At 70.8% G+C, this 24,244-nt stretch carries 30 protein-coding genes; 17 read left to right on the forward strand and 13 right to left on the reverse strand.

Going from position 1 to position 24,244, the window contains the following annotated elements; translation table 11 throughout:
- Positions 1-133: 133 nt before the first annotated feature.
- From Q0916_RS09705 to nth, 4 genes are all read left to right on the forward strand, one after another.
- Positions 134-1,126, forward strand: coding sequence for an NAD-dependent epimerase/dehydratase family protein (locus tag Q0916_RS09705; RefSeq protein WP_299237007.1), 993 nt, complete (start codon positions 134-136; stop codon positions 1,124-1,126).
- Between the two features lie 52 nt (positions 1,127-1,178).
- Positions 1,179-1,610, forward strand: coding sequence for a phosphate-starvation-inducible PsiE family protein (locus Q0916_RS09710; protein ID WP_299237009.1), 432 nt, complete (start codon positions 1,179-1,181; stop codon positions 1,608-1,610).
- A gap of 54 nt (positions 1,611-1,664) precedes the next feature.
- Positions 1,665-2,723: an NAD(P)-dependent glycerol-1-phosphate dehydrogenase gene (locus Q0916_RS09715; protein ID WP_299237011.1), complete on the forward strand. Its 1,059-nt coding sequence runs from the start codon at positions 1,665-1,667 to the stop codon at positions 2,721-2,723.
- A gap of 111 nt (positions 2,724-2,834) precedes the next feature.
- Positions 2,835-3,518: an endonuclease III gene (gene nth, locus Q0916_RS09720; RefSeq protein WP_299237014.1), complete on the forward strand. Its 684-nt coding sequence runs from the start codon at positions 2,835-2,837 to the stop codon at positions 3,516-3,518.
- Positions 3,519-3,560: 42 nt separating this feature from the next.
- Here the strand turns inward: nth and Q0916_RS09725 are convergent, their stop codons facing one another.
- Positions 3,561-3,926: a hypothetical protein gene (locus Q0916_RS09725; RefSeq protein WP_299237016.1), complete on the reverse strand. Its 366-nt coding sequence runs from the start codon at positions 3,924-3,926 to the stop codon at positions 3,561-3,563.
- Positions 3,927-4,039: 113 nt separating this feature from the next.
- Here Q0916_RS09725 and dacZ point away from each other — a divergent pair, with 113 nt between their 5' ends.
- The gene (gene dacZ / locus Q0916_RS09730; RefSeq protein ID WP_299237018.1) at positions 4,040-4,849 is read left to right on the forward strand and encodes a diadenylate cyclase DacZ; all 810 of its coding nucleotides are present in this window, start codon (positions 4,040-4,042) and stop codon (positions 4,847-4,849) included.
- A complete protein-coding gene (locus Q0916_RS09735) occupies positions 4,849-5,640 on the forward strand; it encodes a mechanosensitive ion channel domain-containing protein (protein ID WP_299237020.1) in 792 nt (263 codons plus the stop codon). Before dacZ ends, Q0916_RS09735 begins: the two co-directional genes overlap by 1 nt.
- Before the next feature lie 54 nt (positions 5,641-5,694).
- Here Q0916_RS09735 and Q0916_RS09740 read toward each other — a convergent pair whose 3' ends face one another.
- Positions 5,695-6,222 carry an acyltransferase gene (locus tag Q0916_RS09740; protein ID WP_299237021.1) on the reverse strand — a complete coding sequence of 176 codons (528 nt, stop codon included), beginning with the start codon at positions 6,220-6,222 and terminating at the stop codon, positions 5,695-5,697.
- A gap of 30 nt (positions 6,223-6,252) precedes the next feature.
- On the reverse strand, positions 6,253-8,163 hold the full coding sequence (locus Q0916_RS09745) for a DEAD/DEAH box helicase (protein WP_299237022.1): 1,911 nt from the start codon (positions 8,161-8,163) through the stop codon (positions 6,253-6,255).
- 144 nt (positions 8,164-8,307) lie between these two features.
- Here Q0916_RS09745 and Q0916_RS09750 point away from each other — a divergent pair, with 144 nt between their 5' ends.
- The 7 genes from Q0916_RS09750 to Q0916_RS09780 all read left to right on the forward strand — a co-directional run bounded on the left by Q0916_RS09750 (position 8,308) and on the right by Q0916_RS09780 (position 13,424).
- Positions 8,308-8,598 carry a DUF5779 family protein gene (locus Q0916_RS09750; protein WP_299237023.1) on the forward strand — a complete coding sequence of 97 codons (291 nt, stop codon included), beginning with the start codon at positions 8,308-8,310 and terminating at the stop codon, positions 8,596-8,598.
- A gap of 81 nt (positions 8,599-8,679) precedes the next feature.
- Complete coding sequence (locus Q0916_RS09755) at positions 8,680-9,348, forward strand: hypothetical protein (protein WP_349254525.1); 669 nt, start codon at positions 8,680-8,682, stop codon at positions 9,346-9,348.
- Positions 9,349-9,396: 48 nt separating this feature from the next.
- Entirely contained in the window at positions 9,397-10,173 is a 777-nt protein-coding gene (gene surE / locus Q0916_RS09760; RefSeq protein ID WP_299237026.1) for a 5'/3'-nucleotidase SurE, read from the forward strand.
- A gap of 52 nt (positions 10,174-10,225) precedes the next feature.
- On the forward strand, positions 10,226-10,465 hold the full coding sequence (locus Q0916_RS09765) for a hypothetical protein (RefSeq protein ID WP_299237028.1): 240 nt from the start codon (positions 10,226-10,228) through the stop codon (positions 10,463-10,465).
- A 94-nt stretch (positions 10,466-10,559) separates the two neighbouring features.
- Positions 10,560-11,861 carry a threonine synthase gene (gene thrC / locus Q0916_RS09770; protein ID WP_299237030.1) on the forward strand — a complete coding sequence of 434 codons (1,302 nt, stop codon included), beginning with the start codon at positions 10,560-10,562 and terminating at the stop codon, positions 11,859-11,861.
- Positions 11,862-11,945: 84 nt separating this feature from the next.
- Positions 11,946-12,431 (forward strand): DUF2062 domain-containing protein, encoded by a 486-nt coding sequence (locus tag Q0916_RS09775; protein ID WP_299237032.1) that lies wholly within the window; start codon positions 11,946-11,948, stop codon positions 12,429-12,431.
- A gap of 81 nt (positions 12,432-12,512) precedes the next feature.
- On the forward strand, positions 12,513-13,424 hold the full coding sequence (locus tag Q0916_RS09780) for a hypothetical protein (protein ID WP_299237034.1): 912 nt from the start codon (positions 12,513-12,515) through the stop codon (positions 13,422-13,424).
- Positions 13,425-13,432: 8 nt separating this feature from the next.
- Here the strand turns inward: Q0916_RS09780 and Q0916_RS09785 are convergent, their stop codons facing one another.
- Positions 13,433-13,618 (reverse strand): hypothetical protein, encoded by a 186-nt coding sequence (locus Q0916_RS09785; RefSeq protein WP_299237035.1) that lies wholly within the window; start codon positions 13,616-13,618, stop codon positions 13,433-13,435.
- 131 nt (positions 13,619-13,749) lie between these two features.
- On the opposite strand from Q0916_RS09785, the gene Q0916_RS09790 reads away from it, so the two are divergent.
- Positions 13,750-15,021 (forward strand): CynX/NimT family MFS transporter, encoded by a 1,272-nt coding sequence (locus Q0916_RS09790; protein WP_299237037.1) that lies wholly within the window; start codon positions 13,750-13,752, stop codon positions 15,019-15,021.
- 20 nt (positions 15,022-15,041) lie between these two features.
- On the opposite strand, the gene Q0916_RS09795 is transcribed toward Q0916_RS09790, so the two are convergent.
- From Q0916_RS09795 to Q0916_RS09835, 9 genes are all read right to left on the reverse strand, one after another.
- The gene (locus Q0916_RS09795) at positions 15,042-15,752 is read right to left on the reverse strand and encodes an adenosylcobinamide amidohydrolase (protein ID WP_299237039.1); all 711 of its coding nucleotides are present in this window, start codon (positions 15,750-15,752) and stop codon (positions 15,042-15,044) included.
- 4 nt (positions 15,753-15,756) lie between these two features.
- A complete protein-coding gene (gene cobD, locus Q0916_RS09800; protein ID WP_299237040.1) occupies positions 15,757-16,767 on the reverse strand; it encodes a threonine-phosphate decarboxylase CobD in 1,011 nt (336 codons plus the stop codon).
- On the reverse strand, positions 16,767-17,336 hold the full coding sequence (locus Q0916_RS09805; protein ID WP_299237055.1) for an NTP transferase domain-containing protein: 570 nt from the start codon (positions 17,334-17,336) through the stop codon (positions 16,767-16,769). Before Q0916_RS09805 ends, cobD begins: the two co-directional genes overlap by 1 nt.
- Complete coding sequence (cobS, locus tag Q0916_RS09810) at positions 17,336-18,109, reverse strand: adenosylcobinamide-GDP ribazoletransferase (RefSeq protein WP_299237042.1); 774 nt, start codon at positions 18,107-18,109, stop codon at positions 17,336-17,338. Before cobS ends, Q0916_RS09805 begins: the two co-directional genes overlap by 1 nt.
- A complete protein-coding gene (gene cbiB, locus Q0916_RS09815; protein WP_299237044.1) occupies positions 18,100-19,020 on the reverse strand; it encodes an adenosylcobinamide-phosphate synthase CbiB in 921 nt (306 codons plus the stop codon). Before cbiB ends, cobS begins: the two co-directional genes overlap by 10 nt.
- A complete protein-coding gene (locus tag Q0916_RS09820; protein WP_299237046.1) occupies positions 19,017-19,652 on the reverse strand; it encodes an HAD family hydrolase in 636 nt (211 codons plus the stop codon). The genes cbiB and Q0916_RS09820 overlap by 4 nt, the downstream gene beginning before the upstream one ends.
- A gap of 102 nt (positions 19,653-19,754) precedes the next feature.
- Complete coding sequence (locus tag Q0916_RS09825) at positions 19,755-21,470, reverse strand: radical SAM protein (RefSeq protein ID WP_299237048.1); 1,716 nt, start codon at positions 21,468-21,470, stop codon at positions 19,755-19,757.
- Between the two features lie 103 nt (positions 21,471-21,573).
- Positions 21,574-21,756 carry a hypothetical protein gene (locus Q0916_RS09830; protein ID WP_299237050.1) on the reverse strand — a complete coding sequence of 61 codons (183 nt, stop codon included), beginning with the start codon at positions 21,754-21,756 and terminating at the stop codon, positions 21,574-21,576.
- A 108-nt stretch (positions 21,757-21,864) separates the two neighbouring features.
- Positions 21,865-22,677 carry a DUF429 domain-containing protein gene (locus tag Q0916_RS09835; RefSeq protein WP_299237051.1) on the reverse strand — a complete coding sequence of 271 codons (813 nt, stop codon included), beginning with the start codon at positions 22,675-22,677 and terminating at the stop codon, positions 21,865-21,867.
- A gap of 69 nt (positions 22,678-22,746) precedes the next feature.
- Between Q0916_RS09835 and Q0916_RS09840 the strand changes: the two genes are divergently transcribed.
- The 3 genes from Q0916_RS09840 to Q0916_RS09850 all read left to right on the forward strand — a co-directional run.
- Positions 22,747-22,905, forward strand: a complete 159-nt coding sequence (locus Q0916_RS09840; RefSeq protein WP_299237052.1) for a DUF7559 family protein — start codon at positions 22,747-22,749, stop codon at positions 22,903-22,905.
- Positions 22,902-23,393: an Hsp20/alpha crystallin family protein gene (locus tag Q0916_RS09845; protein WP_299237053.1), complete on the forward strand. Its 492-nt coding sequence runs from the start codon at positions 22,902-22,904 to the stop codon at positions 23,391-23,393. Before Q0916_RS09840 ends, Q0916_RS09845 begins: the two co-directional genes overlap by 4 nt.
- 46 nt (positions 23,394-23,439) lie before the next feature.
- On the forward strand, positions 23,440-24,244 hold an 805-nt coding region (locus Q0916_RS09850), incomplete at its 3' end, for a glutathione S-transferase family protein (protein WP_299237054.1).

Genomic DNA, 24,244 nt, shown 5'->3' on the forward strand with positions numbered 1-24,244 from the left:
CTGCGGTTCGATCGACGCGGGACCGAGACGCTTCTGTCGGTGCGCGAACGCGACGACAGGAGCGTCGGGCGGTGAGACGCGGGGGTCGGCCGCGACGCCGTGGCTTTTTCGCCCTCGGGGACGCAGAGCCAACATGTCCGATCGCGCGCTCGTCATCGGCGGCACCCGTTTCATCGGTCGTCACACCGTCTCCGAGTTCCTCGAGGCCGGCTACGAGGTGAGCCTGTTCAACCGCGGCGAGCACGAGAACCCCTTTTCGGAGGACGAGCGGGTCGAACGCGTCGAGGGCGACCGGACCGAGGAGGCCGAACTCCGGCGGGCCGGCATTGAACTCTCGCCCGACGTCGTCGTCGACTGCGTCGCGTACGCGCCGCGGGACGTCCACGCCGCGACCGACGTGTTCGCCGACGCCGACGCGTACGTGTACGTGTCCTCGGCGGCCGCCTACGTCGATCGGGTGCCGAAACGCGAGTCCGGGACGCCGCTGCGTGAGTGTCCCGTCGAGGCGGCGACCGACGACTCCTCGGAGACGTACGGCCAGCGGAAAGCCGAGGGCGACCGGGCGGTCGCGTCGGCCGCCGACCGCGGCGTGAACGCGATGTCCGTCCGACCGCCCGTCGTCTACGGCCCCCACGACTACACCGGGCGGTTCGACTACTGGGTCGACCGGGTCGACGCGCACGACCGCGTGGTCGTCCCCGGCGACGGGACGAACGTCCAACACCTCGCGTACGTCGCCGACATCGCGAGCGCGATCCGGACGGTCGCCGAAGCGGGCCGCCCCGGTGCGGCGTACAACGTCGGCGACGGGCACGCCCCGCCGCTCGGGGAGCTGATCGAGTCGATCGCGGCGGCCTGCGGGACCGACGTTGCGACCGTTTTCGCGAGCCGGCGCGAACTCGGGACGGTCGGGCTCTCGCCGGAGTCGTTCCCGCTGTACCGGTCGTACCCGACCCTCCTGACGACGGGGCGGCTCCGCTCGCTGGGCTGGGAGCCGACGCCGCGGGAGGCGGCGCTTTCCGAGACCGTCGCCGAGCGCCGGTCCGCGACGGGGGACGGGCGGGCCGAGGGCCCCGGCCGCGAGGTCGAAGAACGGCTCATCGACGTGCTCGGGACGGTCGCGTAGGCGGAGCGTCGCCGCTGACGGGGTTTTTATACCTGGGACGAGACGGTACGGTATGGATCTGGACGTGTCGGCGGCCGCGAGGCCGTCGGAGTCCGGGATGCGGTGGCTGGTTCTCGTGACGGCGTATTTTCTGCTCGCGCTGTTCGTGATCGGCATCTTCGATCTCCTCGTCGGGCTGTACGAACTCGTCGCGAGCGGTCGGTTCACCGATCCGATCGCCGTCGTGGAGCTGCTCGATACGGTCCTTCTGTTGCTCATCATCATCGAGGTCCACCGGACGCTTCTCGCGTACGCCAGGGAGGAGCCGGTGATCCGGATCGTCATCGGGGCGGCGATCATCGCCATCGCGAGGGAGGTGATCGGGTTCCGCGTCAGCGAGTTCGACAACGCGCTCGGCGCGTTAACCGCCGCGAGCGCCTTCGGGATACTGCTCGCGGCGCTGATCGCGGTGTACTTTCTGATCCACCGGATCAACGTCGACTGACGGCGGTGCCCGCCGCGGGGGAACGGTTTTATCGCCGCCTCACACAGCAAGGGTATGTTCGAGAAATCGACGTGGATCCGGCTCCCCCGGAACGTCGTCGTCGGTCACGGCGTCCTCAGCCGGACCGTCGAGGCGGTCGAGGAGCTGTATCTCGACGGGCGGCCGCTCGTCGTTACGAGCCCGACGCCGAAGGAACTCGCCGTCGGCCGGCTCCGCGAGAGCTTCGAGTCGGCCGGCATCGATCCGGCGGTGGTCGTCGTCGAGCGCGCGACGTTCTCGGCGGTCGAGGACGTGTTGCGGGCGGCGGAGGCGGCCGACGCCGGCTACCTCATCGGGCTCGGCGGCGGCAAGCCGATCGACATCGCGAAGATGGCCGCCGACGAGCGCGGCTGTGGGTTCGTCTCGGTCCCGACGGCCGCGAGCCACGACGGGATCGTCTCGGGCCGCGGGTCGGTCCCAGACGGCGACACCCGGCACTCGGTCGCGGCCCACCCGCCGCTGGCGGTGATCGCCGACACGGAGCTCATCGCGAACGCCCCCTGGCGGTTGACCACCGCGGGCTGTGCCGACATCATCTCGAACTACACCGCCGTGAAGGACTGGCAGCTCGCCCACCGGCTCAAAAACGTCGAGTACAGCGAGTACGCCGGGGCGCTGTCGCGGATGACCGCGGAGATGCTCGTCGACCGCTCGGACTCGATCAAGCGGGGCCTCGAGGAGTCGGCGTGGGTGGTCGTCAAGGCGCTCGTCTCCTCGGGCGTGGCGATGTCGATCGCCGGGTCCTCCCGCCCCGCCTCGGGCGCGGAGCACCTGATCTCACACCAGCTTGACCGACTCGCGCCCGACACGGCGCTGCACGGCCACCAGGTCGGGGTGGCCTCGATCGTGACGGAGTACCTCCACAGCGGCGAGAGCGGCGAGTGGGAGCGGGTCCGCGACGCGCTCGCCGGGATCGACGCGCCGACGGCGGCCGCCGAGTTGGGCATCGACGGGGAGGTGTTCGTCGAGGCGATGGCGTCGGCCCACGAGATACGCGACCGCTACACCGTCCTCGGCGACGGGATCGAGCGGACGGCCGCGACGGAGGCGGCGGCGGTAACGGGCGTTCTCTGAGCCGTTCGGACGCGCTCGAAGCGTCTCGGGCGGTGACGGTGCGTCTCGGAGTCGCCGCCCTGACCGGTCGCACCCGACAGGCACAAGCCCCGACCCGCCCACGATCCGTCCGTGACCGAACCGCAACCGTCCCGCGAGGAGCGACTCGCCGAGGTGCTAGAGCGCCTCTATGAGGCTTACCCAGAACCGGAGATCTCGCTTCGGTTCTCGAACCGCCTCGAGTTGCTCATCGCGGTCGTCCTCTCGGCGCAGTGCACCGACGAACGCGTCAACGGCGTCACCGCGGACCTCTTCGAGGCGTACGACGGTCCGCGGGCGTACGCCGAGGCCGACGAGGCGGAACTCGCCGCGGCCATCGATTCGATCACCTACTACAACAACAAGGCGAAGTACATCAAATCCGCCTGTCGCGACATCGTCGACGCGCACGACGGCGAGGTGCCCGACACGATGGCGGAGCTGACCGACCTCGCCGGCGTCGGGCGAAAGACCGCAAACGTCGTCCTCCAGCACGGCCACGAGATCGTCGAGGGGATCGTGGTGGACACCCACGTCCAGCGGATCTCCCGCCGACTCGGGCTGACCGAGGAGACGTCGCCCGAACGGATCGAGACGGACCTCATGGAGATCACGCCGGAGGGAGACTGGAAGGAGCTGACGCACCTGTTGATAAGCCACGGCCGGGACACCTGCACCGCGAGAAACCCGGAGTGTGCGGCGTGCGTTCTTGAGGACGTCTGTCCGTCGTCAAAACTCGACGGCGGGCGCGATCTGGCCGACGGGAGCGAGTGGTGACGCTCTCGGCTCCGATCGACCGGTCCCGCCGGAGGCGACCCCCTACCCGCTCGGTAACTCGAGCGTGACGGCCGTTCCGCCGTCGCCGGCGTCAAGTTCGAACGCGCCGTCGTAGGCGCATATCGCCCACCGAACGAACCACAGGCCGAGCCCCTGGGTGTGGGTCATCTGGTTGATCTCGGTCTCGCGGGTTACCGTGCGCACGTCGGGCGACCCCCCGCCGTAGGTGACCGCGTCGTCGATCAACTCGACGAGGACAGTTCGGAGCTCGGGGCCGGCGCCGGTCCGGATCTGGAGGACGTTCGGGACGAGCAGCGCGGCCCCAAGCGGCGTCGCGTTGCGTATCGCTCGTCCTATCGGTCCGACAACAGGGCCAGGAGGTATATAAATGATCCCAGCTGATCGCACGACGGCGGCGACCGTCGGCGACCGCTCGCGCGACCGGAGCGTTGCCGCGCGGAGGGTCTAACGGCGTCAGACGCCCCGCAACGCTTTTTTTCGCCGGAGCCGAGAGTCGGACGATGAGTCAACTCGGCGGGCTGTTCGACGACGTGGTGTCGGACGTCGATGACGTGTTCCTCTTCTCACCGAGCGGGTCGCTCTATCAGCGCTCCGTCGAGGCCGACGTGCCGACCGTTGTCGTCGGGACCGACAACGGGGTCGGCGCGGACCGCTACGTCGAGCTCCCCCTCGAGTTCGAGAACGTCCGCGAGCGGGTTCGGTTCGGCGTCGAGGGCGGGCTGGACAACGGCTTCATCGAGGAGGGCGATCAGGTCGCCTGCGCGTTGGGGCTGTTCGTCGAGGACATCGACACGGTAACGCGCGTCCGCGCGGGCGAGTTCGAGCGCTCCGGCGTCTATCAGCTGTTCGTCAACAGCCGGGCCGAACCCGCCGTCATCCGGAACGTCCTGGAGGTCGCCATCGAACTCGGCAAGAAGGGACAGAAGGGCAAGCGCGTCGGGGCGCTGTTCGTCGTCGGCGACGCGGGCAAGGTGATGAACAGCTCCCGGCCGCTCAGCTACAACCCCTTCGAGAAGAGCCACGTCCACGTCGGCGACCCGATCGTCGACGTCATGCTCAAGGAGTTCTCGCGGCTCGACGGCGCGTTCGTCATCAGCGACGCCGGCAAGATCGTCTCGGCCTACCGGTATCTCGAGCCCGCGGCGGAGGGCGTCGACATCCCGAAGGGCCTCGGCGCGCGGCACATGGCTGCGGGGGCGATCACGCGGGACACAAACGCCGTTGCGGTCGTCCTCTCCGAGTCCGACGGGCTCGTCCGGGCCTTCTCCGGCGGGGAAATCATCCTGGAGTTGGATCCGGAGGCGTACTGATGTACGCGCTCGCCGTCGGTTCGTGGTTCCGGGAGCTTTCGGCCCCCGCACAGAACCTCATCGTCGCCGTCGTCGTGCTCTTGGCGGGGCTCATCGCCGGGGCAATCGCGTCGGTCGCGGTCAGACGCGTGCTCGTCGCCACGGGCGTCGGCGACGTTGTCGAGGGGACGCCGTTCGACCGGACCGCAAGGCGGATCGGGAGCCCGACCGTCCAGTTGCTCGCGCGGATCAGCGGCGTCTTCGTCTTCGCCGTGGCGGCGCTGTACGCCGCCCGGACGCTCGGGCTCGTCCCCGAGGAGCTACTCATCGAGCAGATCGGCCGGTTCCTGCCGCGGCTCTTCGTCGCGGTGTTCGTCGTGTTGATCGGGCTCGTAATCGCCGACAAGACCGAGTTGATCATCGACGAACGGCTCCGGAGCGTCAAGCTCCCGGAGGCGACGGTCGTGTCGACGCTCGCGAAGGTGTCTGTCCTCTACGTGGCCGTCCTCGTTGCGCTGTCGCAACTCGGCGTCGCAACGGGGGCGCTTTTGGTGTTGCTCGCGGCCTACGCCTTCGGCGTGTTCTTCCTCGGCGGTCTGGCGTTCAAAGACCTGCTCGCGTCGGCGGCGGCCGGGATCTACCTCCTGTTGAGCGAGCCGTACGCGATCGGCGACGAGATCGAGATCGACGACCGACGCGGGATCGTCCAGGAGATCGACGTCCTCGTGACGCGCATCGAAAACGACGGCGAGGAGCACGTCGTCCCGAACCGCAAGGTGTTCACGGAGGGCGCGATGCGGGTCAGGGACTGATTGCGCCGGCGATCGACGCGGCTACGATCGAGGTCGACGGGACGCGAGGACCCCTCAGCCGTCCCCGGAACGGTCGATCGGCTCGGCCGGCACGCCGGCCCACGTCTCCCCGGGCGGGACGTCCTCGGTGACGAGCGAGTTCGCCGCGACCTGCGCGTCGGGGCCGACCTCGACGCCGGGCAGCACGACCGCGCCGGCGCCGATCATCGCCCGCTCGCCGATCCGGACCTCCCCGGTCCGGTACTCGCTTTGGAGGAACTCGTGGCACAGAAGCGTCGCGTCGTAGCCGACGATGGCGTCGTCGCCGACGGCGATCAGCTCGGGCCAAAAGACGTCCGGCGTCGACTCCAGCCCCCAGGCGACGCCCGTCCCGACGGTGACGCCGATCAGCCCCAACAGCCAGTTCTTCAGCCGGAGGCTCGGCGCGTGTCGCGCGAGGACGATACAGACGTAGTTGAACGCGACGCGGAGCGGGTGTTTCGCGTCCGGCCACGACCACAGGGAGTTCCGCGCCCCCGGCGTCGGAGACCGATCCAGGCGGGCGCGGCGCGGCGCGGCGTCGCTGTCGTTGCGATCCGTCACGGGCCCACCCTCGGGGCGCGGCGTCTTAGTTCATTCTTCGGCGGACGCCGCCCCGTCGGCACCGCCGTCTCGGTCACGGCTTTGGTTTCGGTCTCGGTTTCCGTCTTGGGGGCGGTCGACCCCGGTCGTCGCCGGCGGGGTCTCTCGGACGCGGACGCCGCGGGCCGCGAGGTGTTTGGTCCGCTTTCTTGCGAAGTCCTCCTCGGTCGTCCCCTGGGTCGCGAGGACGTACATCCGGGCCTTCCCGACGGGCCGCATCGTCCGGCCGGCGCGCTGGGCGCCCTGCCGTCTGGACCCGCCGAGACCGGAGGCCGCGATCGCGACCTCAGCGTCGGGCAGATCGATCCCCTCGTCGCCGACGCGGGAGACGACGATCGTCTCCAGGTCGCCGCCGCGGAACCGGTTGAACAGCCGGCTCCGGCGGGCGTGCGGCGTTTCGCCGCTGATGAACGGGACGTCCAGTTCCTCGGCGATCGCGTCGCCCTGATCGAGGTACTCGACGAAGACGACGGCCTTCGAACCGCGGTTCTCGTGGAGGATCGCGGCGATCTCCGGGATCTTCGCGGGGTTCGTCGCCGCGAGTTGGCGCTTCTCGTGGCCGGTGGCTGCGCCGTACTCGTTGCGGTGGCGCTCGGAGCCCCACGGGAGAAACCGGATCTCGACCTCGGGTTCGGCGACGTAGCCGGCGTCGAAGAGGCCCTCCCAGTCGGTGCCGATCGGCCGGCCGACGAGGGTGTATATCTGCTCTTGATCGGCCGTCTCCCTGACCGGGGTCGCCGTCAGGCCGAGTCTGTGTTTCGTCTGGAGGCTCGCGCTCCGTCGGTGAATCGGGCTGGGGATGTGATGGACCTCGTCGTAGACGATGAGCCCCCACTTCCGGGAGTCGAAGAGCCGCCGGTGTCTGTCCATGCCCGCCGTCCGGTAGGTGGCGATCGTCACCGGGCGGATCTCCTTGCGCCCGCCGTGGTACTCGCCGATCCGGTCCGGCGAGAGGGTCGTCCGCTCGAGCAAGACGTCGTGCCACTGCGTCGCCAGTTCCCGGGAGGGGACCAACACGAGCGTCTCGCCGCCGACGTCGGCCATGATGCCGAGCGCCGCGATGGTCTTGCCGGACCCCGGCGGCCCGACGAGAACGCCCGATCCCGCGTCCGCAAAGCGGGCGATCCAATCGGACTGGTAGGGCCGCAACTCCACGTCGAGCCCGAACTCGAGGTCGTCGCCGGTCTCGAGATCGCGTTGGTCCTCGACGGGGTAGCCGGCCTCGTACAGCGTCCGTTTCAGCTCCGCGGTCCGGTCGTCGGCCACCCAGGCGGTCTCGTCGCCGGTTTTCGCGCGCAACACGCCGTCGTCGAGTCGCGGTTCGGCGACGTTGCCGAGGAGGTCCGCGCTCTTTGCTTCTAGGACGACGTAGCCGTCCTCGTGGGTCGTGAGCCGGAACTTGTGGGCGCGCTCCCATTGGCCCTCGATCCACTCCTCTAAGGCCTCATAACGGTCGCCGAGCGCCGAACGCACCGTTGCGGTGAGCTCCGACAGCGTCCCGTAGGGGGCGTTCCAGACGTCCTCCTCGCGGACGGCGTACACGTACCCGCCCTCGCGGTTCGTCTCCTCAAGGTGGGCGAACTGCGTCAGAAGCGCCCGCGTGTACTGCGCGGGCCGGTCGGCGACGATCTCGCGGCGCGCCTCGAAGACGGTGAGCCGTTCGTCCACCGACCCGACGCGGGGCGAAACCCACACGTCGTCGCCGTGTTCGGTCGTCAGCCGGTCGATCTCGCTGTCGGCGGCGAGCGCTTCGAGGGCGGCCGCGGCCTCGTCGCTCGAACGCCCGAGGGCGGCCGCGACCTCCGCGGTCGTCACGGCCGGCCGGCGCTGGGTTTCGAGCACCTCGTAGAACGCCTCGGCGTCGATCGGGGGCGCGTCCGTGTCTGCGGGGTCGTCTGTCACTGCCGGTCGTTCGGCTGCGATCGACAAAAGCGGCGCGTCTCGGCGCCCGAACCGTCGGCGTCGGCCCTCGGAGCCGCGGGACCGCGGCGGCTCAGACGCCGCTCGTCCCGGCAGGCTTTTTCACCCGCGGGGAGTGTAGTGGGTATGAGCGATTTCGATCTCGACCTCCAGACGGCCGAGGGCGAACTCGACGACCCCGAGACCGGCGGTCAGGTCGTCCTCGGCGTCCTCGACGGCGAGACGCAACCGGAGACCTGGATCGATCACGTCCGGCGGGACAACGTGCTCGTGTTGGACGTCGACGGGGACCTGAACGAGCTGGCCGCCGGGTTCGCCCGCGAGATCCGCGATCTCGGCGGGGAGTTGATGCATTTCCGCGGGTTTCTGATCGTCTCCCCGCCGGGCCGCGAGATCGACGCCGATCGGATCGGGTGAACCCGCCGGCTCGGATCGGGGTCCCGAAGGACTCGCCGGCGGCCGCCGCGGGCTTAATACCGACACGATCCTACCGGGGCCATGCCGATGAAAGGCAGCGGTACGGCCGAGTTGCGCGTCGTCGATCGGTTCGACGGCGGCGTCGGGTGGATCGCCTACCCCGAGGAGACGATGCGGCGCGCCGCCCACGCGGTCGAGAGCGAGGGCGAACTCTGGATCGTCGATCCGGTCGATGCCCCCGGGCTGGACGAACTGCTCGAGGAGTACGCCGACCCCGCAGGCGTCGTCGTCCTGCTCGATCGCCACGAGCGCGACGCGGCGGCCGTTGCGGCCCGCCACGGGGTGTCGGTGTACGTCCCCGAGTGGATGAGCGGCGTGGCCGACGGGCTCGACGCCCCGGTCGAGCGGTTCGGCGGAACGCTCGCCGGGTTCGACGCCGCCCGACTCGTTGATAACCCGCTGTGGCAGGAGGCGGTCCTCTTCGACGGCGAGACGCTCGTCGTTCCCGAGGCGCTCGGAACCGTCGGGTACTTCCTCGCGCCCGAGGAGACGCTCGGCGTTCACCCGATGCTGCGGGCGTTCCCGCCGAGGGACCTCCGGGAGTACGAGCCCGAGCGGCTGCTCGTCGGCCACGGCGAGGGGCTCTCGGAGGGCGTCGGTCGGGAGATCCACCGGACGATCGAGCAGTCCCGCCGGAACGCGGTTCCGACGTACGTGAAAAACGTCGGCGAACTGCTCGGACTCCGGTAGGCCCGCCGGCAGCGGTGGTCTTTTGCGCCGGCCGGACGCATCCGGCGTATGGACGTCCTTCTCACGAACGACGACGGCGTCGACGCCGTCGGTCTCGAGGCGCTGTACGAGCGCCTCTCGGCGGTCGCCGACGTGACAGTCGTCGCGCCGGCCGATGATCAAAGCGCCGTCGGTCGACAGCTGTCCCGCGACATCGGGCTGCGGGAGCGCGAGCGCGGCTACGCGGTCGAGGGGACGCCGGCGGACTGCATCGTCACCGGGCTGAAGGCCCTCGATCTCGACCCGGACCTCGTCGTCGCCGGGTGCAACGAGGGGGCCAATCTCGGGGAGTACGTCCTCGGTCGCTCGGGCACCGTCTCCGCCGCCGTGGAGGCCGCCTTCTTCGGCGTCCCCGCTATTGCCGCGTCGGTGTACTTCCCGGCCGGCGACATCGACATCGACTTCGAGGAGTTTACCGCCGAACCGAGCCACTTCGGCGCGGCCGCCGACGCGGTCCGGTACCTCGCGGAGCGCGCCCTCGAGGCGGGCGTGTTCGGGACCGCCGACTACCTCAACCTCAACGCGCCGCTGCCGCCCGAGGAGGGGCGGGCCGACATGGAGATCACGCGCCCCTCCCGCGTGTACGACATGGACGCCGAGCGAAACGGCGAGCGCGTCCGGATCCGCGATCGGATCTGGGGCCGGATGGCTGCGGGGGACGTCCCGGACGCCGAGGGGACCGATCGCCGGGCGGTGCTCGACGGGCGCGTGAGCGTCTCGCCGCTGAAGGCGCCGCACGCGACGACGGATCGGGGGGCGCTCTCGGAGCTCGTCGCCTCGTACTGATCGCCCGCGACGAGTGCGGTCATATTTACCCGTCGGCCACGTTAGCGTGGACATGGCGGAGTCGACGGTCATCGAACCGGGCGAGCGCACGGCCGAAGAGCTGCTTTCGGGGCTCAAGAGCGGCGAGCGGTTCGTCGTCAGGACCGAGATACTGGGCTCTCTGGAGGAGCTGACGCTGCGTTTCGACGGCGAGGTGTACTACTGCGATTCGCCAACCATACTCCACAAACACACCGACGAGTCGGAGATGCGCGAGTGCATCGAGAACCTCGGGTTCTCCCGGGACGCGTAGATCGCGGTCCTCACCGGCCGAGCGGCAGCGGGGTGTTCCGGCCGGTCCGTCCGAAAGCGGCCCCTTTTTGCGATCGCCCGACCGAATGTCGGCAATGGCAGACTTAGCGCTTCCCGATCGGCCCGACGCCCCCGACGTCGCGAGCGACGGGGTGTGGCTCCAGTGTATCGAGTGCGGGCACGGGCACCCGCCGTTCGAGGGGATCAGGTACACCTGCGAGTCCTGCGGGGGGCTGTTGGAGGTCAGATACGACCGGTACCCGACGTTCGACGCGTTTCGGGGCACGGGCGTCTGGCGGTACGAGGCCGCGCTGCCCTTCGAGGAGGGCGTGTCGCTCCCGGAGGGGGACACGCCGCTGCACCGCATGCCGCGGCTCGAGTCCGAGGTCGGCGTCCGGAACCTCCGGATCAAACACGAGGGGATGAACCCGACCGGGTCGTTCAAGGACCGCGGGATGACCGTCGGCGTCCGCGTCGCCGAGGAACTCGGCGTCGACCGGTTGGCCTGCGCCTCGACCGGCAACACGTCGGCGGCGCTCGCGGCGTACGGTGCGCGGGCGGGGATCCAGACGCTCGTCTTGCTGCCCGAGGGGAAGGTCGCCGCCGGCAAGATCGCACAGGCGAGCCTCCACGACGCCCGCATTCTGGAGGTCGACGGCAACTTCGACGACTGTCTCGACATCGTTCAGGAGCTCGCGGACCGCGGCGAGGCGTACCTGCTCAACTCGCTCAACCCCTTCCGACTCGAGGGACAGAAAACGATCGGCCTCGAGATCCTCGAGGAGTTCCGCGAGGAGCACGGCCGCTTTCCCGACCGGATCGTCCTCCCGGTCGGCAACGCGGGCAACACCGCCGCCCTGTACAAGTGCTTCCGCGAGATGGTCGCCGGCGGCGATCTCGCCCCCGGGGACGTGCCGATGCTCACCGGCGTCCAGGCCGAGGGGGCCGCGCCCATGGTCGAGGCCATCGAGGAGGGCCGAGAAGACACCCGCCGCTGGGAGGACGTCGAGACCATCGCAACGGCGATCCGCATCGGAAACCCCGTCAACGCGCCGAAGGCGCTGCCGGGGATCCGCGAGACCGGCGGGACCGCCGTCGCCGTCTCCGACGCCGAGATCACGGACGCACAGCGCGCGATCGCCGGCGAGGGGGTCGGCGTCGAACCGGCGTCGGCGGCCTCCGTCGCCGGCCTCCGGAAGCTCCGCGAGGCCGGGGTCGTCGACAGCGGCGAGGACGTCGTCTGTCTGACCACGGGGCACCTGCTGAAGGACCCGGAGGCGGCCGCCGAGGCCGGCAGCGACCCGCGGCCGGTCGGGAACAGCACCGACGCGGTGCTCGCCGAACTCGCCGGCGGGCGCGGTGGGCTGCTCGGACGGCTCCGCGGGCTGTTGGGCTGAGGGGGCGATCCGAGGCGCCCGACCTTCGGGGGCGTGCCCGGAACCCTCGATAGATTCATTCCGGTCGGCCCCGAACGCGCGGTAATGGGAGGGGTCCGAGAACGGCTCCGGTCGCTGCGGGAACGCGTGCGCTCGGAGCTCGTCGATGCGCTCGCGAAGAAACACACCCCGAGACAGGTCGCGGGGAGTTTCGCGCTCGGCGTGTTCATCACGGCGCTGCCGACGCTCGGGACCGGTCTCTTGTTGTTCCTCGTCATCATCGCGCTGTTCGCGAGCGTCTCGAAGCTCGCGCTGTTCGCGTCGGTGATCGTGTTGAACCCCGTCGCGAAGTGGGGCGTCTACGGGGCGAGTTTCTGGCTCGGCTCGGAGATCCTCGGGCCGATCGAGGGGGTCGGCTGGCGGGACGTCTCGCTGTCGGCCGCCCCCGACGTCGTCGCCCGCCTCCTGGTCGGAAACCTGATCTTGGCCGTCGTGCTCACCGTCGTCGCGTACGTCGCCGCGTACCGGCTGACCGCCGCCTACCGGCGGCGGAACGGCCAGATCGGGTACATAGAGCGGCTCATCGAGTGACCGTCCGGCTGGCGCCGGGCGATGGTATCGGAGCCGGAGACGGCCCAAACCGTCATCAGGGTCGCGGTGTACGTACGAGCGATGACGGCCGACGACGGAGAAGCGATCGCCGCGGGATCGATGGACGAGTCCGTGGTCGTCGTCGGTCTCGAGGGCCCGGGGAGCCCGAAACCCGCCGATCTCGCTGCGCTGGAGGCCCTCGAGACGGGCGCCCGAAACGGGAGGGACGCCCCAGACGTGGCCGTACTCGCTGCGGACGCCTCGAAGGCGGCCGAGAGAGCGGGCGACCCCGACGGAGGCGCGGAGGAACAGGGACAGGGACAGTTCGGCCCGGCGGCGCTGCCGGACGCCGAGGTCCGCGTCGCCGTCGTGACGGTCCCGGATCGACCGACGGCGAGCGAGCGGGCGATCGTCGAAGCGCTCTCGGAGCGCGCCGGAACGGTGCTTTTCGCCTCCGAGCGCGGCACCGCCGGCGAGGGGGTCACCGGAGCCGTCGGGACGCTCGTCTCTCTCGTCCGCGAGGCCGGGATCGTCAACGTCGATCTGGCCGATCTGAAGACGGTGTTTCGCGCCGGCGGACTCGCCGCCCTCGGCGTCGGTACGGGGCCGCTCGCGGAACCGGTCGCGGCCGTCGAGAGCGCCTTCTGGGCCGTGCCGCGCGCGATCGAAACCGACCCCGGCGGCGGCGTTATCGTCGACGTCGTCGGACCGCCGGAGACGAGCGTCACCGACACCAACGCGGTCGTCTCGGCGGTCCAGGGCCGCGTCGGTCCCGACGCGCACGTCATCTGGGGCGGGGCGGTCGACGCCTCAAGGGACCGATCCCTCAAGATCCGACTCGCGGTCGGGGGCGTCAGAAACGCGCGGGTCGCCCCCGGCGACGGCTGTCCGCGGTGTGGGACGCCGCTGTCGGTGTACGACGCCGACAGCCGACGGACGCTGTCGTGTGACGCCTGCGGGTTCGCCGGCGTCTCCGTCAGGCTCCGCGGGTGAGTTTGGGGTCAGGGCCGGCGGTCGGTCGCGGACCCGTCGCGGCGATGTGAGAGGCGCTCGCCGACCGCGTCGGGGACCGGCGTCCGACAGTACCCGCAGTACCACGACCGACCGGTCGTCGTCGGTTCACAGTACAGGTCCTCGACGGCGCCGAGCGGCGCGCGGCAACCGTCGCAGGTGTACCGGACGGGCATGTCCGAACGTGGGGCCGCTCGGTTATAAAAACGCGTGGCCGCCTCCGGCGTCGCCTGCGAGTCGGCGGTCAGCCGCCGCGGTCGGGAGCGAAACGACAGGGCCTATACGGGGGCACCCGAACCGGCGAGCGATGAGAGTCCGGTCGAGAACGGTCGGGAACGCGGCGCTGCTCTCGCTCGGTGGGATCGGCTACGGGGCGTTGCTCTTCGTTTGGTTTTCGCTGCCGGCGTACCTCACGCCGATCATCGACGCCCTCGGGTTGAGCGGGACGCAGGCCGGCGTGTTGGCTGGGGCGATACCGCTGACGTACATCCCGCTCGGCCTCCTGAGCGGGCTCGTCGTCGATCGGATCGGCGCGCGCCTCGGGATCGGGATCGGGCTCTCGCTCGTCGGAGTCGGACAGCTCGGCCGGGCGGTCGCGCCGGACTTCCCGACGATGCTCGCGTTGACGCTCCTGATGGGCGTCGGCGCGACAGGGCTGACCTTCGGGCTTCCGAAACTCGCCGCGGAGCTGTACCCCTCGGAGGTCGTCGGCCGCGCCGCGTCCGTGTACCTCATCGCCTCGTACGCCGGGAGCGCGGCGGCCTTTTCGGTCGGTCGGCCGATCGTCGGCCCGGCCCTCGGCGGGTGGCGACCGCTGTTCTCGGCGAGCGGAGCGGCGACGCTGGGGCTCGTTGCGGTGTGGGCGGCCGCGGCGTGGTACGTCCCGGCGGGAGAACACATGGAGGAAAGCGACGGGACCTTCTCGCTCGCGTCGCTGTCGGCCGACGTCCGGGCGGTCGTCGGACACCGGGACATGCGGCTGTTGATACTGCTCGGGACGATGTATCTGTTCGTCCTCCACGGGGTCCAGGGGTGGCTGATAACCGTCCTCGAAACGCGGGGCATCGATCCGGGGCTGGCGGGCACGGTGACCGCGACCCTCGTCGTCGGGCAGGTCGTCGGCGTGCTCGCGATCCCGGCGCTCGCAGAGCGCTTCGATCGGACCCGGCTGGCGATCGCCTTCTGTGGCGTCGTCGGCTCGCTCGGCGTGCTCGGGCTGCTTACGACGCCGTCGGTCGCGGCGCTTCTGTCCGTTCCGATCGTCCTCATCGGACTCGGGATGGGCGGGCTCTCGCCGCTCATCCGGGCGGTGCCCGTCGAGTTGGAGGGCATCGGAACGACGCTGACCGGAACCGCCGTCGGCGTCATCTTCGCCGTCGGCGAGATCGGCGGGTTCTTCGGTCCCGTCATCATCGGCCGGATCAGGGACACGACCGGGTCGTTCACGCCCGGGATCGTGCTGTGTGCGGTCGCGGCGCTGATCGTGGCCGGGGCCGGGGTCGTGATGTCGGACCCCGACGGCTCGGAATCGGAGCCGGGCGCCGAGTCGGGCTCACCGTCAGGGTCGAAATCTGATTGACCCAAGCGGACGGCCCGGACTCACGGCTCGAAGGTGCTCGCCGACCCCGCGGTCTCGGTTCCGTGTGTCGCCTCCGTCGGCGCCGGTGGCCCCTCCTCGTAGCGGGCGGCGAGCGCCGAGCGGACGGCGTCCCGGACGCACACGCGTGCCGCGTTGCCGAGTTCCGTCGCGCTGCCGGCGAACTCAGCCGGCGCGCCGTCGACGGCGGAGCCGACGGCGATGGCGTCGCTCGTCGTTCCGGTACAGCCGACGGTCCCGAGAAGCGTCGCCGTCTTCGCCTCGACCGCCGTCGCGAGCAGTTCCACGCGACCGGCCTCCGAGAGCGCCCGGTCGGTGCCGACGAAGACGTTGACCGTTCCGGGGTCGGGGCGATCGCCCTGGCGTCGGTCAGCCTTGGAGACCCCGTCGGTCGCATCGAGGCCACCGGTTCCGTCAACCGGAAGCGTCGCGGGGTTCGACACGCCCGCCGTCGCGACCGCTTCGGCCGGCCCGTAGCGAGCGCCGCGTGCGTGCGTCTGTGAGACGCCGGTCAGGAGGGTCGGTCCGGCCGGCGGCCCCTCGAAGCGCTCGGCGACGTACGCTTCGAGGTCGGTCCGGTCGAACCCCGCCGGAACGGTGAGGTTGTGGGCCGTCGCCGCCCGCGCGGAGCCGCCGTCGATCCCGTTCGAGAGCCACCGCGTCCCCGGCCGGCAAAGCGTCAGGCGCTCGGCCGTCCGCTCGTACTCGAACACCGCCCTATCGCACCTCGTCGAGGACCGCCAGGAGGCGATCGGTGGAGTCGCGGTCCCTGACGGCGATCCGAACGTGTCGGTCGAGCCCCCGAAACGTCGTCGCGTCCCGGAGGACGACGCCGCGTTCCCGACAGGCCGAAAGCAGGTCGTCGGGCGGCCCGCCGACGTCGCACAACAGGAAGGGCGCATCGGAGGGCGACACCTCGAACCCCCGCTCGGTCAGCCCCTCCCGGAGGACCGCCCGCTCGCGGGCGACGCGGCGTCGTGTCTCCTCGATGAACGGCGCGTCCCGCATGGCGTGCGCCCCGACCGCGGCGGCCGGAGCGCCGAGCGACCACGGCTGGCGGGCGGTGCGGAGCCGATCGAGCGCGGAGCCCTCGGCGACCGCAAAGCCCGCCCGGAGCCCGGGCAGCCCGAACAGCTTCGTCAGCGAGCGGGCGACGGTACAGCCGGTTTCGGCCATCGAGGGGCGGTCGGTGAACCCGAGAAACGCCTCGTCGACCAGCAGTCGGGTGTCGGCGGCCGAACACCGCTCGGCGAACGCCCGGAGTTTCTCGGGCGGGTGCGCGCCGCCGGTCGGGTTGTTCGGGTTGCAGGTGATCGCCATCTCGTAGCCGTCGGGGTCGCACTCAAGCAGTTCCCCGTGGGGGACCGAAACGACGGTGCCGCCGGCCAGCCGGACCTCGCGGGCGTACTCGCCGAAGGACGGGTGCGGGACGAGCACGCGATCGCCCGGCGAGACGGTCACGCCGATCGCGAGCCGGATCGCCGCCAATCCGCCGGCGGTCGGGACGACCGACTCGGGGGCACAGCCGACGTACTCGGCGGCCGCGCGCCGAAACGCCGGGTAGCCGTCGTCGGGGTAGGATCCGGCCGAGCCGAGCGCCGACTCGTAGACCGACCCGGTGCCGTCCGGCACCCGGGGGTTGGTGTTCGCGCTCAGATCGAGGACGTCGGGGTCGTCGCTCGACCCGTGCGGCACGCGGTCGACGGCGTCGACGCTTTCGGGGTCCATCAGCGATCGCCCCCCGTCGGCGGGGCGAGCGATTCGGCGACGGCGGCGTCGCCGGGGCGGTTGACGTTGACCGCGAGGCGCGCGTCGTGGCTGACGCGGACGGTTTCGGGCCCGCCGTCGGCCCCGACGACGTTCAGCCCGGTCGGTGCGAGCTCCCGGCCGCCGCGGGTGCGCGTCGTGTCGACGCTGACGCCGAGGCGGCGTTTGAGCGCCGCGGGAACGCAAACGGTCATCCCACCGGACCCGTACGCTCCGAGGGTTTGATTTAGGTTTTCCCCGGCCAACAGCGGGAGATCGGCGGCCACCGTCAACACCGGCCGCCCGACGCGTTCGAGCGCGCTCGTCAGATCGGCCACGTAGCCGTCACCGGCGGTTTCGAGGACCCGAACGCCCCCGCGGCGCTCGAGCCACCGCGTCGTCTCCGGCGTCCGCGGCGAGGTGGCCGCGATGATCCCCTCGATGTCGCTCGAAGCGAGCGCACCGAGGACGCGCGCGATCATCGGCGCGCCGGCGACCTCGAAAAGCGGCTTCTCGCCGCGATCGAGCCTCGTGCCGCCGCCGCCGCACATCACGAGAGCGTCCACGCGATCACCCCCGCGTGGAGCCCGAACACCCGTCCGAGTTCGTTCGTCGCGCCAAAGACGTCGCCGTTGACGCCGCCGAGGGGTTCCGCCGTCCACCGGACGAGCACGACCGCAACCAGCGGCCCGGCGACGACGGGGGCGACCCCGACGGGGAACGGCGCGACGATCACGGCGGCCGGGAGCGCGGCGAGGGCGGGGCCGAAAAGGAGCGCCGGCGTCGCCCCCCGCGTGAACGAGGCCCCGATCCCGTCGTGACTCGCCGTCCCGAGACAGGCGACGGCCGACATCCCGAGTTTCGCGCCGACCTCCGCCGCGGTCACGACGCCGACGGCGACGAGCGGGGGGACGGCGGCGAGTTCGATCGCGGCGGCCGCGAGGCCGGCGAGGACGACGACGACAGCGACGATCGCGCCGACGCCGGTTTCGGTGTCCTTCAGCGCCCGCCGTGTCGCGTCGCGGCCGTGTGCCGCCGCCGCGTCGCCGAGATCGGCGATGCCGTCGAGGTGCGGGATTCCGACGCAGAGAACGACGGCGAGGAGGTAGCCGAACGCGACGGTCGGTTCGGGGACGGCGGCGCTCGCCAGGCCGCCGACGAGAAACGGGACCGAAACGACCGCCCCGACGAGGTATCCGACGAGCGGGAACGCGGCCGGGAACGCGCGGAACCGGTCCCAATCGCGGTTTTCGGTCGGGACCGGCAGCCGCGTGAGGAAGGCAACGCCGCCGCGGAGCCCCCCGAGGACCTCGCTCAGACCCACCGCAACACCCCCACGGCGGCGCCGAGGGCGTACGCGGCGATGCCGGCCCGCCGCGTCACCGCGAGCGCCTCGGTCGCCTCGGCGGCGCTCGGAAGCGCCGCGGCGTCGTTGAGCGCGTACGCGCCGGGCTTTCGAAGCTCGACACCCAGCGCGGTCGCGAGCGATCCCATCGGCCACCCGGCGTTCGGCGAGGCCGGCTCGCGGGCGCGTCGGCGGGCGCGAACCGCGGCGCCCGGAGCGCCGGCCGCAACGGAGAGCAAGAGCGCGGAGAGCCGCGCCGGGACGAACATGACGAGGTCGTCGAGGCGGGCGCTTGCCCACCCGAAACGGCCCGGGTAGCCGAGCATCGAGTCCATCGTGTTGACCGCCTTCGTCAGGGCCGCCCCGGCGGCGGCCGCCGGGAGCGACAGAAACGACAGCGCCACAAACGCCGAAAGCGGGGCGACGAGGCCGTCCGAGAGGTTCTCCGCGAGGCTCTCGACGGCGGCGCTCCGAATGAGGCCCGGCGAGAGCGTCGCCGTCTCGCGGCCGACGAGGGCGCAAAGCGCCCCGCGGGCCGCCTCAGGGTCGTCGTCGCTCGCGGCCACGACCGAGCGCGCGCTGTCGAGTAGCATGCGGAGGCTCGAGGCGACCCACAGCACGGCCCCGGCGGCGATGGCGGCCGGGAGCGCGCCGAGCGATCCCGCGGCCCGAACGAGGCCGTAGGCGACGAGCGCGCACGCGATCGGCACGGAGACGGCGTAGGCGGTGCCGGCGAGTCTCGGAGCGCCGAAGCGGCGGGGTTCCAAGCGCGTGATGACCCGTCCCACGAGCGCGACCGGGTGGTACCGCGCCGGCGGCTCCCCGACCGCGGCCTCGAGCGCGCCGGCGACCCCGACGGAGGCCGCGGCGGTCGCCCCGAAGCCGATCACGGCCCCGGCTCCGGCTCCAGTAGCTCGGGGCGCTCGGCGATCGCGGAAAGCGGCGTCCGCGAGACGTCGAGAAACCGACCGCCGACCGATTCGACCCCGCCGTCGGTGTCGGGATCGTCGCCGACGTGGACCAGCGCGCTCGGATCGGCGTCGAGCCCCGTCGCGACCGACTCGAAGACGCGTTCGTCCGGCTTTCGCCACCCCAAGCCGACGCTCGTGACCGCGGTGTCGAAGGCGTCGTGGAGCCCGGCGCGGACGAGCGTCCGGCCCACGAGTTCGGGAACGCTGCAGTTCGAACACAGCGCGATCGGGCCGCGGTCGGCGGCCGCATCGATCGCCGCGTCGACCCCCTCGCGGCGGGTCACCGACGGGTCGAACGCCGAGACGACCGCCGAACGGGCGGCGTTGTTTGGCGCGTCGACCCCCCTCGAGGACAGCGCCGCGCCGACGTGTGCCGGCAGCGGGACCTCCGCGCCCTCGGGGGCGTCGATGTGGACCTCGCGGTAGGCGTCCTCGAAGTCGCCGGGGACGGCGACGCCGCGCGCGTCCAGTTCCTCGGCGACCGCCGCAGCCGGATCGTCGGGCGTGTCGACGTCAACGAGCGTGCCGAACAGATCGAACGAGACTGCCACTACGACCGATGTCGGGTGCCGGGGACTTGAATATCGCGGGAAGCGCCGCCGCGCCGCGGGTCGACCCCCTCCCCCCGATCGGGGGGTCGCTCGGCTCGCGTGTTACTCCGGCTGGGGCTTCTCGACCGCACAGAACCGCGAGAGATCGACGTCGTCGCCGGCCTCGGCGGGGGCGTCGTAGGGGCGATCGACGACGATGTTGCCGGCGCGCTGAGAGCCGATCTCCGGGAGCATCCGGAGTTCGTCCATCGAGGCGGAGTTGACGTCCAGCGGGTACGGAACGCCGGAGACAGACCGGAAGCCGTGGTCGGTCACGGCCACGTCGATCGTCCGGCCGAGCTCCCGCTCGCCGGGGAGCCCGACGAGCAGCGCGTACGTGCCCAGCTGTCGGCCGAAGGTCTTGCCGTCCTCGTGGTACTCGAGGTAGACGTTCGGGAGGACGGTTCCGGGCGGCACGACGCGTTCGAGCATCGGGTTGTCGATCTCCTCGCGGACCTCGCGTTTGTACCGCTTGAACCGCTTTTTGTGGTCGTTCGCGACGGACGCGCCGGTGTCGGCCATCTCGGTGCCCTCGAACGCCATCACCTGCCGGATGTTGATCCGGCGGACCATCAGCCCGGACTCGTAGACGTCCCGCAGGAACCGCTTGTTGTGCTCGAACGTCTCGGGGCGTTCGCCGGCCAGCCCGTGGACGAGGTTGATCCCCGGTAAGAGCTTCGGCAGGCGATCGGCGTTCGGGTCGGTCGAGGGCCCCGATCCCGGCGTCTCGCCCGGCCGCCACCCGCCGGCCTCGTTGACGACCCGGACGGCCTCGAGACACTCCTCGGCGGTCACGAGCAGGTTGTTCTTCTCTTGAACGACCGGGTCCGCCGACTCGAGGCCGAACGCCGCCGTGTCGCCGGGCGTGTTGTGCTCGGCGATGATCCGGATGCCCTCGCGGGATCGCTCGGGGTACTCCGTGATCGTCACCGGGTTCATGTTGTCCAGATGGAGCGTGCCGAGCTCGGGGACCGCATCGTGGATCCCGCCGTACAGCGCCTCCAGCGCCGCCGGGTTCGGGGCCTCGCCGTCGCCACCGTAGGCGAGGATGTCCGCCTGGCGGCCGAGCCGGAAGTGCCGCGCGCCGTGATCGGCGAGCGCGCCGACCTCGGAGACGACCGACTCCGGCGACCGGAAGCTCGGGTCGCCGTACATCGGTTCCGTGCAAAAGGAACACCGGTAGGGACAGCCCCGGGACGTCTCGAGTTCGCAGATGAGGTAGTCCGGATGGTCGGGGTGCTGTTCGATGATGAACGCGCCCGCCTCCGCCCAGCGGTCGAGTTCGTCGTTGTCCCGGTAGCGGTCCTCGAAGCCCTCCATGCCGCCGTGAACGAGGTCGTACACGGCCGCCTCGACGTCGGCCATCGCGAGGAAGTCGTAGTCGAGATCGCGGCGCTCGGTCTCCGTCCCGCCCTCGTTGGCCTCCCCGACGCCGAACCGGACCGGCCCGCCCATGACGCTCGTTCCCTCGGCGGTCCAGGCGAGTTCCTTGACCTCGTCGGGTTCGGCCGGCGTTCCGCCGACGTAGTTCCCCGGGACGGTCATGCCGCCGACGTAGACGAAGAGATCGGCGTCGGCGACGTCGCGGTACTTCGAGCGGTCGGCCCGGAGCCCGTCGATGGTGTGGTATGTGATCGCTTCGGGATCGGCGCCGGCGTCAACGGCGGCGCCGGCGGCGAACCGCGGGTACGTCGAGACGTACGGCGGAACGCCGAAGTGGGCCGGCTCGTCGACGTAGCCGTCGACGATGGTGATCTCGAGATCCGCCGGGTCGTTCATACCGGACCGAACGGCGCCGAGTAATAAAACGGATGCGATAGGGACGGTGGACGTCGTCGGGTACCCGCGTCAGGACGCGGCGCGACACAGCGCGGCGTCCCGGTCAGACGGGGCTCAGCCCGCCGGTCTGGCCGAGGGTCAACGCGTAGATCAACGCGGCGACGGCGAGGACGGCGGCACCGACGCCGGTGAACAGGAGGTCGCCCCGCGAGAGCACGAATCCGAAGAACCCGCCGATGAACAGTCCGAAGCCGATCGTGCCGGCCACTTCGAGTTTGTTGACCATGATCGGACGTATCGGCCTTCGTGTAATATACATTTCGTCTCGGTCGAACGGCGCGCGGCGGCGCTTGGACGACGAGCGCCCGGGGTCGGAGCCGACCGCGGGCGGCGCTCAGACGTATATACACCCCTCGCGGTCGTCGAACGGCGTCGGTGGCTCGAAGCCGTTTGCGACCGCACGCGCGGTCGCGACGGCGGCGACGACGCTGTCTAAGGCGTCGCCGCCGGGATCGTCCGTGACCGTCCGTTCGATCGACGGGGGGATCTCGACGTCGAAGGCGTCGGCCGCGGGTTCGGAGAGCCGCTCGACGATCCGCTCGCGGCGGCGGCGCGCGGCCTCGGTGTCGTCTTTGTACGTCGTCGCGACCGTCTCCAGCCGGCGCAGGGTCCCGGCCGGGTAGATCTCGATCGCGTTCCGGTCGCGGGGGGCGTCCATCGGCGGGACCGCGAGCGCGTCCGCCCGAACGAGCGGCACCAACACGTCGCGGATCCCGTACAGCGTCTGGTAGTACGTGATGAAGCTGTACGGCGAGTTCGCGCCGACGGCCGCGTCGGTGCGGCGTTTCAATTCGACGCCCTCGACCGAAAGCGCCCGCGCGCGGTCCTTGAGCGTTCGGCGCATCGCCCCGGCATCGTCGAACGTCGTCGAGAACCACTCGATCGCGTCGCCCCAGGTGTCTGTCCCCTCGGGGAGCAGCCGGGCGGGGATCCCGAAGGAAACATCCAGCCCGGTCGTTCCGGGGTCGCCGCGCAGAACCGACCGAAGCTCCCGGAGGACTGGCCCTCTCGCCGAACAGTCGAAGCGGTCGGCGGCCGACCGACACGAGGAGATCGAGAGCCGCCCTTCTTCGAGTTCGGCCTCGGTGATCCAGATGTCGGTCCCCGGGCGCGCGCTTCCGCTGAAGTCGACACCGCGAACGTGCATGCGGTTCGTAGGCGCGGAGCGAACAAAACCGCCGGGGAATTGATTACCGTCACGCCCGTACTCCCGCGTATGCCGAAAACGCTCGAAGTTGTCTGTACGTCGGACGACTGTGATCTGGACATGATGGAGCTCCACTACCGGTACTCGATGCCGGACGGCACCGGGGTCGAATCCTTCGCGTGTCCGTACTGCGGAAGCGACGACAGTCTGGAGGAACTCGCGGTATGATCCGCGAGGTGGGGGCGTCGATCGGCCGGACGGTGCTCGACGGGATCGGGCGCGCGGCCAGTCGGATCCACGAGCGCCGGGCGCTCTCGGCGGACCTCTTGGAGGGCGAGGAGGCGTACCTGATCGTCTTAGACGCCCCCGGCGCGACCGCCGACGACGTCGCGGTCCGGTTCGAGGGCAACGCCCTCTCGGTCCGCATCGATCGGTTCCGGGAGTTCTACGACGGGTACGAGATGGTGTTTCCCGGGCGCGGGCTCGCCTTGAGCGGCGACGTCGAACTCCCAGAGGGGGCCGCGGTCGACGCCGATCGGGCCGAGGCGACGCTGACGCGGACCGGCACGCTCGAGGTGTCGATCCCGAAGACGGCCGAGGCCGCCGGTCCGGGGACGGACGCCGAGGAGGCCGACGTCGAGACGGTCGCCGAGGGCGATGCGGCCGACGACGAGGCGGCGCCGGACGCCGGCGGTAACACGACCGACACCGAGTAACGGCCGGGTCCGCTGAGCCTATGCCGCCAGAGCCCGAACCGTCCGTATGGTCAACCAGTTTATCGACGGCGAGTGGAAGACCGAGTACGACCCGACCAGCGCGGACGGGGAGTTCCAGCGGCAGCCGACGTCGTTCCGCGACCGCGTCACGCTCGAGGAGGCCGAGGCCGGGCGGTATCACCTCTACGTGTCCTACGCCTGTCCGTGGGCCCACCGGACGCTCATCACCCGGGCACTTCTCGGGTTGGAGGACGTCATCTCCGTCGACGTCGTCGACCCGTTCCGCGACGACGGCGGCTGGCAGTTCACGCCGGAGAAGCCGGGGTGTACCGCCGACTCGATCAACGGCTTCGACTACCTCCGGGAGACGTACCTCGAGGCCGATCCGGGGTACACCGGCCGCGTGACCGTTCCGGTGTTTTACGACACCGAGGAGGAGACGATCGTCAACAACGAGTCCCGCGAGGTCATGCGGAACCTGACGACCGTCTTCGCCGACCTCGGGAACGGCGCCGATCTCGCCCCGGAATCGCTCCGCGGGGAGATCGACGAGGCGCTGGATTCGATCTACGAGCCGATCAACAACGGCGTCTACCGAACCGGGTTCGCCGAGACGCAGTCCGCCTACGACGAGGCCGTGACCGAGCTCTTCGAGGCGCTCGATCACTGGGACTCGGTGCTCGAAGACCAGCGGTACCTCGCCGGCGACCGGCTCACCGAGGCCGACATCGCGATGTACACCACCCTCGTCAGGTTCGACGAGGTGTACCACACCCACTTTATGTGCAACCACAAGCTGATCCGCGAGTACGACAACCTCTGGCCGTACCTCCGGGACCTCTATCAGACGC

The organism is Natronomonas sp., from assembly GCF_028274965.1.
GTDB lineage: Archaea > Halobacteriota > Halobacteria > Halobacteriales > Haloarculaceae > Natronomonas.